Origin of the sequence: Cognatiyoonia sediminum, from assembly GCF_900129845.1 — a bacterium.
GTDB classification, from domain to species: Bacteria; Pseudomonadota; Alphaproteobacteria; order Rhodobacterales; family Rhodobacteraceae; genus Cognatiyoonia; species Cognatiyoonia sediminum.
The window spans coordinates 350,900-362,173 of record NZ_FQXB01000003.1; the positions used below are offsets into that span (position 1 = coordinate 350,900).

Consider the following 11,274-nt stretch of genomic DNA (forward strand, 5'->3'; position numbering starts at 1 on the left):
AGCTGAAGACGGTAATATCATGTAGTTGAAAAGACTTCGTCGAAAGACTTGATATGGGATTGTGCAATGGCTCGTTGTTCACGAAAGCAACCTTTACTTCGACACTTAATGCTTTTGAGATAGGAAATTTGGCGTTTGAAGTCGTACCTTTGCCGGCATCTAGCCTGCTGCTTCTTGCCGGCTTAGGAGGCTTAGCGGCGATGAAACGACGCAAGTCTAAATAGACATCAAAAAACATGAGACTTATTTATCCGGCCACAAAGGCCGGCTTTTTTATTTTGGCGGTCTTGGCTTTGAGTTGATTTGCGATACTGGTTGGCGATTGGCCTAATTGCCTAACCGCTTTCCGGCTTCTAAATTATTCGCTTGAATTGGTAGGTGGCCTTATCTCGAAATTTAGTCTCTTTAGTCGCTTTAAACATTCTGCAGAACCCAACAGGCAAAATAGCGTAGATAATAAAGGCTTTGATTTTAGTGGAAAATTGAGAATCATAAGTATGGTTCGATCAATTCCGCACAATCGTTCCCGTAGCTGATTTTTACAGGAGCGATCTATATTTTTATTTTTCGCTTAATTAGGAGGGTTTTTAATAGATGTGTACTGGTATCAGACTAAAGGCTCAGAATGGATCCATTGTTTATGGGAGGAGCATGGAGTGGGGCGCATTTGATCTAAATTCCAATGTCTGCGTTATTCCCAAAGATTATGCATTCACAGGAACAACACCGGAAGGAACCAATGGAAAGGAATGGAAGTCTGAATACGGCGTACTAGCCCTTGATTTTCTTGGGACTGATTGGCTAGCCGATGGTTTGAATGAAGCAGGTCTAGCTGTTGGCATGTTTTACCACCCCGATTTTGCTGACTATCCAGAATACAACGCTGATATGGCATCAAACACAATCGCAGCCATGGACATAGCAGGTTTTCTTCTAACTCAGTTTGCGTCCATCGGTGAGGTAAAAAATGCTCTAGCCGGTCTACAAGTTGTTGGCGTTACCCAAGAATTATTGGGCACCTCTGATCCAGCGCACTGGATGGTAACTGACAAGACAGGCGCTTCGATTACAATCGAATATATAGACGGCAAGGTTAGCATTTTTGATAACCCGCTTGGAGTGATAACTAATGCGCCAACCTATGATTGGCATATGACAAACCTAAGAAACTACGTAAATTTATCTCCGGTTGCGCTCCCAACTCGTAAGGTCGAAGATATCGATTTTGCCCCTCTCGGTGCTGGTAGTGGTATGATTGGTTTGCCTGGTGATAATACTCCGCCCTCTCGATTTGTTCGGGCTGTTGCAATGACACAAACAACGAGACCAATGCCGAATTCTGATGAAGCAGTCTATGAAGCGCTGCGTATATTGGACAATTTCAATTTGCCACTTGGCGGAGCAGAAGGGTCTGATCATGAGGGCAACACAGCCAATATGAGAAGTTCAACGATTTGGACGACGGTTTGGAATATGGAAAAGCAGGACCTGTATTTTCATACTCAACACAACCGGCGTGTCCGACTGGTTAGCTTGAAAGAGATGAATTTTGAAGGGAATGAAATCAAGCGTATTACACTTGATCGGGAGAAGAGTCAGGATATCGAGGATCTTAGCGGTCATTTCTAGCAAGGGCGATTCTATGAGAGGCTTTGCTGTGTAATAAGACGTCTCTTTGGCTCTTTGCGCTTCTATTGGGGATGTCAAGCATTGTGCATGCTTGCGATTTTCGGGACAACCTCGCCAAACCTTTAACACCTCACGACATATTAAGAGCGTTGTCTATTTCTAAAGAGTGGTCAAAATTTTTGTATCCTAAATTATAGGTCACCAGAGCTTTCTGGTACAGTGAATATCCTAGAGAGTGACCTGGCTGCCTGAATTGCCAGTTTCACCGTCACTCATGCGGCCCCAAACTTGATGATGAAGGTGGGGTGTCAGCTCCAGAGTCCAGTTTGGCGTCCCCCTCGTTAGTTGAATTTGGAGAGGGTTTTGTGATGAGAAGGTTTGATCAGCCAAAAACTCGTGGTATCGGCTTTGGTTTGCTTTTGGTCCTAAGTTCTACGAATGTTTCCGCTGCTACATTTTCTGTAAATGACATAGCCGGGATTTGGCAGAATAGCCTCATGGAGAGTGGAGGTAGCGCATCAGGTGAAGGTACCGAGTCGATGCGTTGGGGTAATCCGGTTGGGTCGACTGGGAAGAGTGGATACGACTTTGGAGCGGCGACTACACCACTCAACGTAGAAGCTGATGAATTATTTGTTCTAGGGACGTTCAATCATTTGAACTTCCCTGTGACTGGCGACTTTTTGGATAGTGCAGATCTTGAGGTATCAATTAGTGGATCAGTTGAAACTGTGGATTTTGGTTTCAATTCAGTTTTTCAGTTTGATCACTTTGAGACTCCCAACAGTGCGTCCCCATGCGCAGTCGAGTCGACAGTTCAACCATGCCCCGACCTGGTAACATTGCTCAATCCGCAGGACCTGACCCAAACCGTGATGGTTGGAGACCTAGAGTATACACTTGAAATTTCAGGTTTTGTGCTTGATGCAGGCGACCCCTCTTCGTTCCTAACGCACTTTGTAACATTAGAAGGTGAAAATAATAAGTCATATTTAGTTGGGCGTTTTTCGGAGCCACTTCCGATAACGCCTGTCCCACTCCCAGCAAGTGCTTGGCTGTTGTTAGCAGCTTTTGGCTTGCTTGGCGGATCGCGTCAAATTTTCAAATCTTCTTAGTCGCATACTCTCATCTCGTTGGTTGCGGGTAGAAGAGATGTCCAGTTGCGACCTTTGACTCTATAGCTGCAGTGAGGGCAGGTATAGAGTCAGAGGTCTAGAAAGGAGTTTTTTATAATACCCCTAACTGATGCGAGAAACCTAACCAAACAAAGGACAACCTAATGTTCTTTGTCGTGCAGAAACTAGTTCATTTATACTTTCAGTTGTCACAAATGTTCCCCCTGTTTCATTTGAAAGGCACCGTGCAACCGTTATTGCCGTATCAGAATTTTGCTCGGGACTATTCCAAGTGAAAAAATCAAGTTCTGCATGAAATCCTATGATGTGAATAGTCAAGTCATGGGCCATCGCAATTAGCGATTGTGCCATCTCGCAATGTCTACCGCCGAAGGTCTCATTGCAATCAGTTACAAGCACAACGACGCCCGGACGTATTTGGTATTTAAGCGCTTCAGCAGCCCTTCGCACAGCTTGGGTTAGCGGCGTCAAGCCACTGGGTTCTAAAGTGTCGATAGAATTTACTATTGGATCTGCAGCGTCCTCTATTGGCGGAAACTTTGTTATTAAGTTTTCACATGCTCCTAGAGGCCCAGCGCTATATGTGAGCAAGCCAACACGTCGAAAATTTGTTATATTGGTCATTGCGTATCTGACCGCTTTTCTTGCTTCGACGATACGCGTATTGAGGCCTGTCTCAAATGTAATCTCAGCCATGGATGCTGAACCGTCAAAAACCAGCATTGCGTCCACAGAGCAATCTCCGACCTGAGCAATGATGGCCTGGCCGCTAGATGCAAGGGTCAGGACTGTAGTTACGGAGCCTTTAAGTATAGAGTTCATGTGTTCAGTTAAAGGTCCAAATAAATTTTCATTCCTAAACGGAAGACAGCGCTTTTAACAGTTTATCGAGTGGGTACGTCGCTAGGAAGCCGGTACAAGATATTGGCAAATTGAGGCAAAAATTGCGGGACTATTTGCTTGGGAAATGAAAATCTGAAGATAAGTTTGTTTGCAGATTGACTAGAGAAAGTATTTCCAGAGCACTATTCGAGGGCGCTATACAACTTCCCCTCTTTTAAGCGCAGCAATCTCTTTGGCGTCGCGTGCCGTGGCTTCTCTATTACTGGCTTTTTCCAGCCTCAGAACTCACAGCTCATGACAAGTTTTGTTCTGTTAGGTAAGCAAACAGAGAAGAACATAGAAAGTAGCGCTTAAGATTGGTCATTTAGGTAAATCAATGCCGCCAAAATCAGAAACCTATCTCAGCGCTTAGGAACGACCAATCTGAGTCTAAATTCATTTCTTCTCTGTCTTAAGATCAAGCAGACAAAGTCGACTCTTCTTATTCGACGATCCTGCCTTTAAAGCGTCGGTCATATTCAATAGCGACCATGGTATTTAAGAAGAATGCAATGAGTTGACCGCTAATCAACCCAAGGGCAAACAAAACCTGAATCAAACTATGAACTTCATCATGCAGGAATAAGTATTCGTAAATTAAGATGCCCACAACTGTAAGCGAGGCCGGGATTACATGACGTAAGGAAATCATGCTTAAACCGGCTATGATCAAGGCTAAAATCAGAACAGCATCCATACCTAAAGGTGCCTGAACATTGTGAGAATGATCAGACCAATAGAAATGAGCGCCAAATTTTATCCAGAGAATCTTCAATAGTCCAAACGAAATTGCAGCATATCCCGCGAGGATAGCAGCAACAAAGGCAACACTTCTCATGCTCGTTACTCCAGTTCAAGCCCCCCCCCGAGAACAACCGTAAATTCGCAGGTCTAGACTTATTCGTCGACGACTAATTCTGCAGGTACGGACCTGCAGAAAACTAGTCTCAATTCAAAAAGCACTTGGGTAAGAGCTCATGTCCACTGCGAACAACAGGATCTAGGCGCCTGCTTTCGTGATATGATGCCCAGACTGACTGATATTTACTTGGAGAGTCGGGCTTTAATGGAGCCAGGTCTATAAAGCTCTCGGCCAGTGTCACTGGCAATCACAATGCAAGCGGCATAGTCTCCAAGAGCGAATTCGCGAAACATAATCCCGAAACTCTCAGTCTTGGTTCGCCAAAAGGCTGTTCCAAATCAGCTGCACAAGGCGTCTCGTTGATGTCATTCTGCGACATCGTCATTGTGATGTATTCTTCGGGGTCATTTTCCCATTTTCCGTGACAAAAAGTTCTGAAGCCCATTTTGCCAAGTTGAGCGCGCACCTCCACTAGCTCAACAATATCACAGCCTTGTTGAGCCAGGCGCCTCAATTCCGACAGCGGTTGTAATTCCTTGCAGCTTTATCCGGCGCGGACTATCGGTTGTCAGTCACCCTTGAATAGCAAAATGTGTGAAAGAATGTGTGAATAGGAAATGCAGCGGTTAGTTGGAAGACAAAGGGTCCATTCATAGTAGAGCGCCTCGCACATTTCTTGGTAATTCTGCGAATTGAGGTCCCAAGGTGGCTAAACCTTAACTCGGGATTAGGTTGATAGCTTTTGCCTTACAGTACCCTAGAGAGACGATCTGTGAGACAGATCAGAAGACAGGATAATCAAGAGGGGGAGGGCATGGGCCATTGGGGGTATATGCGTTGTCTATTGTTGGCCTCTGCCAGTTCTGAAGTGCGGATGCTATGTTAACATTCGCCCCCGCCTTGGTTGATAAATTAGAAAGTCAAAGCGATTCTTTTGACTGAAGGCAGAACCAAAAAATACTATCGCAGTTACCGACCAGATCTGAAGCTTGCGGCCTAGCGTGACCAACTCTGCGGTCATCACTTCGCTATCTTATGATCAACTTCATTGTGTTGATATTGTTTTATTCGACCATTTGACCTTTAAAACTCTTATCATGTCCAATAGCGACTAAAAGATTTAAGAAAAATGTAATGAGCTGCCCGCTGATCAACCCAATGGCAAATAAGACTTGGGTTAAGCTATGAACTTCATCATGCAGGAACAGATATTCATACAATAAGACACCAATGACCGTGAGTGAGGCAGGCATTATATGGCGCAGAGAAATCATGCTCAAACCCGCTAAAATCAACGCCAAGATTAGTGCGGCATCCAATCCTAGCGGCGCTTGAACGTCGTGTGAGTGGTCGGACCAATAGAAATGGGCTCCAAACTTTATCCAAAGAATTTTTAGCAATCCGAAAGAAATTGCAGCATATCCCGCTAGGATAGCAGCAACAAAGGCAACACTTCTCATCTAGTAACTCCAGTCTGTTGCCCCGCCCAGGATAAATTTAATGTCGCTGTCGAAACGCCTAGGGTCGAGTAGGAATCTTGCAGGTACGGACCTGCAGAAAACAGTACTCAGTTCAAAAAAGACTTCTTCAGAAAGTCAATACCGAGACGAATCTCTGGATCCAGCCGCCGATTTTCATGATATGCCGCCCAAACAGTACAGTGCTCAATTGCGAGATCATCACTCAATGGAACCAACTCAGGATGTCGTTGCGCTAATTTATCAGGCAAACACAAAGCAAAAGGCATAGCTTTTGCGAGGGCGATGGCAAAACACAAACCTGACGTTACTACTCTTGGTGGTCCAAACCTATCTTCCAAGACAACACTATAAGGCATTCCTTCATAGTCAGTTCCGACCTTGGTTAGCGCGATGAAGCCTGTTGGATCTATACTCCAGTCTTCATGGATATAGACGCCAAAATCGATTTTACCAATCTGAGTACGTACTAACCTACCTTCTGTTGGTTCTTCACTGCTCACTGCGATATCTACTTCGCCGAACGCAACTGAGCGTTTGTCCTCATAGAGGTCGATCTTTAATGACTTGTCTGTCAGAAGGTTTTCGAAATGGTGAATATCTATGCTCATGATGGTTAACATGCTTATAGAAATTCTAAGCCTTCGACTGGCAATGTGCTCAGTATTATCGGCTTTTTGCGAGGCCCATAAATCTGTATCCAATTGATCCGCAATCGTTATTAGCCGTTTGGCTGATTCAGTAGGCTCCAATTCGCTGCCCCGACGCACGAAGAGTGTCTCGCCAAGTTCATCGGTCAATCGCTCCAAACGTCGAGAGACGGTTGCCGTACTTATCCCGAGTATGTACGCCGAAGCAGTCATGGTCTTGTATCGACTAAGCGCTAGAAGAAGCTTCAAGTCTTCCCAGTTATCCATCGTTGCACCTTCCCCCAAAAAAGAGTGCTTATTATTCATACAAAGTACCAGTTAGGAATGAGGTACAGCTATGTAGTGTGTTGAGTGATGAAAAAGTTGCTTTGATCTAAGTCAAATTAACTAACAAAATCCCTTTTTGATATCTGCTTAGGACGCCTTTCTTGACCTTTCAAAGTCTGGCCCATAAACCTTTTGATGAAATTTAATTATCGATCTTTCGAGGAAAACGTCAATCATTGTTGAGTTCTTCTGAGCTCAACAAATTGATCACGACCGCCGAAGCTAGTGAAATTGCACAGCCTACCGCGCTATAAACTGCAATAAGAGAAAGCATTTGCATTCCCATCGAATAAGCATATGCCACTGCTACCAGTCCAAAAAATCCGCCCAAGGCGAGACACGCCAAGAATATAGGTGGCTTAGAAGTTTCCTCATCAGTTAGATCGATCCTGGAAAGGTCGATTTCTAAGCTTTCAATACTCTTGTTGTAATCGTGCTCAGTCCCGCCTTGGGCTTGCCCGAGGAGTGGCCTCGTGTTTTCTTTTCCCGATGAAGTATCAGGTCGAGAAAGCGCTCTGCTATCTAATGCAATCGTGTTCGAGAATTTTTTGTTAGGTTCCCTTCGAACAGGTGTAATTAAGCCGTATTTTGCGGCCACTTGGCGGTTTAGTCTCTGGTCCATGTCCACTCCTCGACACCGCCCCCGCGTTCTAACTTTGCATTGGTTGTGACGTTTCCAAACAGTGTTTGTTGCAGCTCAAGAACTGCAAAAATGTTTAACCGTTGAAAGCCTGTGTAAAAGTCGATGTCAGTCTGGATGCATCGCTGAACCACGTAGCAGAACCACCCGTTTGTTTAAGCTTAGAAAAACTTTCGAAAAATCAATGGTTAGACTGGAAGGTTGACACCAAGCTACCGGAGTTTGATGCAACCCCACACATCAAAAAAAGATAGTAAAAAGAACTTTTTCAATTTGAAGTTGCATTTATGTAAATGCAGCTTTGCGCTGGGGTATCTTTTACAAAGGTGCGAGTAGACTAAGATGACACGAGTTACAGAGGACAAGTAAATTTTAGGGATTGTTAAAAAAATCTAAAGGGGAGCAGTGCATGGTGCCTTACTGGGACGATTTGAAGTATCTATTAGCACTCGAACAAAGCGGGAGCCTTGTGGCTGCTGCCAAAATACTAAACACAAACCCGACAACCGTTTCTCGTCATGTGAAGCGGTTGTCCGAAACATACCAAAGAACACTAGTGTCAAGAACCAGCAATGGCGAATGGTCAATGACGGAACACGGAAAGGCATTCGCAAAGACAGCGAGGCTCTGCCAAAACGAAATTGCGCGACTAGGTGGGCCAGACGAAGAGATGGAACAGCAAACGATCAGAGTTTCTACCGTCGATTTCGTAGCAGAGTACTTTCTTACACCTAAGTTGAGCTATCTGCCGGTGAACCCGGAGAAGACCGCTTTGTCGCTGGAGGCAGCCGACAAAAACGTCAGCCTAGCCTATGGGGAAGCTGACCTTGCCATTAGACTAGGGCGACCAAAGCAAGGCCGTTTGATAATCTCCAAGATTGGGACCATCGATATGGGACTATTCGCTAGCGAAAGAGTTGGTGGAACTGCATGGATTGGTTTGACTTCTGACCTTGATTGGGTCCCAGAAATGCAAGCGGGATATGAAATCTTTGGCGAACCACCTGCCATTAGATTGTCATCGTTTAACTGCATCCGGCGTGTCGCTGTAGAGCGCGGACTGCCCTGTGTCGGTCCAGATTCTGTGATGCGGAACTGGAACGGACTAGAGCGGGTCAACACGGGAAAGCCTCAGCCATTTAGGGAGGTCTGGAGCGTCATTCATGAAGACCGGCGTCAAGACGAATTACTACTTAAAACCAAAGAGTGGGCACGAACTTGTTTTACAAGCGAAGCAGATGTCGCAGCGGCCTAGCAAGTTCAATATTCAACAATATTTTTGTTTCTCTAAACTTAATGGTGCGGCTATTCTTTTGGATAGTTGATTCAATTGCGAAAAAATGACATCTACTAAGCCAGTAATTAGTATGGTGACTGCCGTGTATGATGTTTTTGCATTCTCGATGATTTTCTCTGGCTTGATGTTAGTAGAGCTTTTTGTAGTAAGGTTTGGGTTGCGGAAGAACTAACGATAGTCAGCAGTGCTATCAACACAGCAATCTAGGTGAACCTACTGCGGAAAATGGCACAGACATAAGTTAGGTGGAGCATCAAAATTCTTCGCCATCAGGCCACCGTCTTGTTAGCCGCTCATTGATCAATATGTCGCCAACATTGAATGAGCCAACCTCGACCACAGCAAGTGTTCTGCCGTACATGTCTACGCACTTGCGGTCCACCATGATCTAGTCCTGATCAGCAACTCCACAAGCCGCCTAAAAGCTTGGTTCGTGAGCGCTACCTCTGTATCAACGCCACAAATTTTGTCGAATGCCTCCGAATGCTCAAATCGGAAGAAATATAACAACTTACCGTAAGTAGGTGGTGCCCAGAAGAGGCATTGTATACCTGTATCAAGCTGTTTCATTCTGTTTCAAAATTACTGACGACGGACATTCAGCAGCTCAATAAGCCGTTGAGAGGCTTGGTTCGCGAGCGCAACCTCAGTAATAGGTTTGCAACCATTTAAAAGTTTTGGTTTTTAAAGTACTCGGAAACTGAAATCCCTCTATCGAATTTTGAAAGACAAATTAGCTATCAGATGAAAAGCTTATTCCATTTTTTGGGCTTTACACCCGAATTCGTTTCGCACCTCCGGACAACGGCTAAAAATTTCATCGTAATAGTTGCTTGCATCTTGGCAGCAGCAGCCTTTGTTGCACTACTGCTTTATGTTGAAAAACCATAAAAGGCTATCCTTGTGAGCGAAGAAATTTCTAGCACGTCAACCGCTGATTTAACTCTAAACCTTAAAATACCTTTTACGGACTTGGGAATTGGCGGGAGTGGGTCAATCGTATTTGGCAATGATTTTGACCCTAATGACGGCGCTATCTGGCAATTTGTTGATCAACTGATTCCAGACGATATCGGATTTGTGTTGAACCTATCGGGAGGCGACAGCGTGGGCGTTGGCGGATATGTCGCGACGACGGCGACGGTCTATTCACACTCGGCACCAGTGGACGTAATGCTTCCAGGAAGTACGACCACTTCGGTGACAGCACCAGTTACGCCCACTGGCGTAGGTTATACCGCTCATATGGTTTTTGACCAAGTGTCCGTCGTCAGAGTTTTTCGGAGAGCTGAGGTTTTTTCCTAACGGAGGCTCTGGTTCGATTTCTGTTTGAGTTTAGGCCTCGGCGGCTTGGTGCTGCAACCGGCGTTTTCTGATTGTCTGTTTCTTGATCTCCTTTCTCATTTTCAGGATCTTTGCGCCTCGTCCGTGATAAACGTCAGCGGGCGTCAGGTTGTTGAGGCTCTCGTGGTATCGATGGTTATTGTAGTGGTCGACGAATGCGCCAATTTGGTGTTCCAGGTCGCCGGGCAGGAAGTAGTTTTCCAGAAGAACCCGGTTCTTCATGGTTTGATGCCAGCGCTCAATTTTGCCTTGCGTCTGAGGATGATGCGGCGCGCCGCGCACATGATCCATGCCTTTGTCATTGAGATACTCGGCCAGATCGGCCGCCACATAGGACGCGCCGTTGTCGCTAAGTAGCCGAGGTTTGTGCACGACCGCAGCTTGATCGCAGCCCGAGGCTTCCAACGCCAAGTCCAGTGTGTCGGTGACATCCCGTGCTTTCATTGTCGTACAGAGCTTCCAGATGATGATGTATCGGCTGTAGTCATCCAGGATCGTCGACAAGTAAAACCATCCCCAGCCGATCACCTTCAGGTACGTGAAGTCGGTTTGCCAAAGCTCGTTGGGGCGACTTGTTTTGTCGCGGAACTTATCAGCAGCACGGATCACGACATGGGCCGGGGCCGTGATCAGATCCTCAGCGCTGAGAATGCGATACACAGAGGATTCCGAGACAAAGTAACGCTTCTCATCGGTGTATTTGACCGCCAGTTCGCGTGGCGTCAGATCCTCGTGCTCCAGCGCAAAATCGACAACATCCTCGCGCACCTTGTCTGGAATGCGGTTCCAGACCGACTTGCGCCGAGGAGAGCGATCGGCAAGGGCATCGACGCCACCATCGCACCAACGGGCGTACCAGTCATAATACCTGCTGCTGGGGATACCGATCATGGCCAGCGTCTGCTTCACAGGCAGATGTGAGGCTTCTACGGTGCGGATGATCTCCAGCTTCTCGGATGCCGGGTATCTCATTCTTCGAGCTCCCCATCCGCGATCATGCTTTTTTTGAGCAATCGAAGTTCCAGGGCC

The 11,274-nt window shown here is 46.0% G+C and carries 11 protein-coding genes; 5 read left to right on the forward strand and 6 right to left on the reverse strand.

Going from position 1 to position 11,274, the window contains the following annotated elements:
- Positions 1–53: 53 nt before the first annotated feature.
- The 3 genes from BUA85_RS17115 (at position 54) to BUA85_RS12160 (ending at position 2,744) form a co-directional block, all read left to right on the forward strand.
- On the forward strand, positions 54–224 hold the full coding sequence (locus BUA85_RS17115; RefSeq protein ID WP_083526273.1) for a VPLPA-CTERM sorting domain-containing protein: 171 nt from the start codon (positions 54–56) through the stop codon (positions 222–224).
- A gap of 370 nt (positions 225–594) precedes the next feature.
- Positions 595–1,629 (forward strand): linear amide C-N hydrolase, encoded by a 1,035-nt coding sequence (locus BUA85_RS12155; RefSeq protein WP_072901433.1) that lies wholly within the window; start codon positions 595–597, stop codon positions 1,627–1,629.
- A gap of 368 nt (positions 1,630–1,997) precedes the next feature.
- Complete coding sequence (locus BUA85_RS12160; RefSeq protein ID WP_072901435.1) at positions 1,998–2,744, forward strand: THxN family PEP-CTERM protein; 747 nt, start codon at positions 1,998–2,000, stop codon at positions 2,742–2,744.
- A 141-nt stretch (positions 2,745–2,885) separates the two neighbouring features.
- Here BUA85_RS12160 and BUA85_RS12165 read toward each other — a convergent pair whose 3' ends face one another.
- The 5 genes from BUA85_RS12165 to BUA85_RS12190 all read right to left on the reverse strand — a co-directional run bounded on the left by BUA85_RS12165 (position 2,886) and on the right by BUA85_RS12190 (position 7,586).
- Positions 2,886–3,587 (reverse strand): vWA domain-containing protein, encoded by a 702-nt coding sequence (locus BUA85_RS12165; RefSeq protein WP_072901437.1) that lies wholly within the window; start codon positions 3,585–3,587, stop codon positions 2,886–2,888.
- Positions 3,588–4,089: 502 nt separating this feature from the next.
- Positions 4,090–4,485 carry a hypothetical protein gene (locus BUA85_RS12170; RefSeq protein ID WP_072901439.1) on the reverse strand — a complete coding sequence of 132 codons (396 nt, stop codon included), beginning with the start codon at positions 4,483–4,485 and terminating at the stop codon, positions 4,090–4,092.
- Between the two features lie 1,088 nt (positions 4,486–5,573).
- A complete protein-coding gene (locus BUA85_RS12180) occupies positions 5,574–5,969 on the reverse strand; it encodes a hypothetical protein (RefSeq protein ID WP_072901442.1) in 396 nt (131 codons plus the stop codon).
- A gap of 107 nt (positions 5,970–6,076) precedes the next feature.
- Positions 6,077–6,904, reverse strand: a complete 828-nt coding sequence (locus tag BUA85_RS12185; RefSeq protein WP_165611614.1) for a LysR family transcriptional regulator — start codon at positions 6,902–6,904, stop codon at positions 6,077–6,079.
- A gap of 229 nt (positions 6,905–7,133) precedes the next feature.
- On the reverse strand, positions 7,134–7,586 hold the full coding sequence (locus BUA85_RS12190; RefSeq protein WP_072901445.1) for a hypothetical protein: 453 nt from the start codon (positions 7,584–7,586) through the stop codon (positions 7,134–7,136).
- Positions 7,587–8,013: 427 nt separating this feature from the next.
- Here BUA85_RS12190 and BUA85_RS12195 point away from each other — a divergent pair, with 427 nt between their 5' ends.
- Positions 8,014–8,859, forward strand: a complete 846-nt coding sequence (locus tag BUA85_RS12195; RefSeq protein ID WP_072901447.1) for a LysR family transcriptional regulator — start codon at positions 8,014–8,016, stop codon at positions 8,857–8,859.
- A gap of 945 nt (positions 8,860–9,804) precedes the next feature.
- The gene (locus BUA85_RS12200) at positions 9,805–10,206 is read left to right on the forward strand and encodes a hypothetical protein (protein WP_131802809.1); all 402 of its coding nucleotides are present in this window, start codon (positions 9,805–9,807) and stop codon (positions 10,204–10,206) included.
- Positions 10,207–10,236: 30 nt separating this feature from the next.
- On the opposite strand, the gene BUA85_RS12205 is transcribed toward BUA85_RS12200, so the two are convergent.
- On the reverse strand, positions 10,237–11,274 hold a 1,038-nt coding region (locus BUA85_RS12205), incomplete at its 5' end, for an IS3 family transposase (RefSeq protein WP_207548150.1).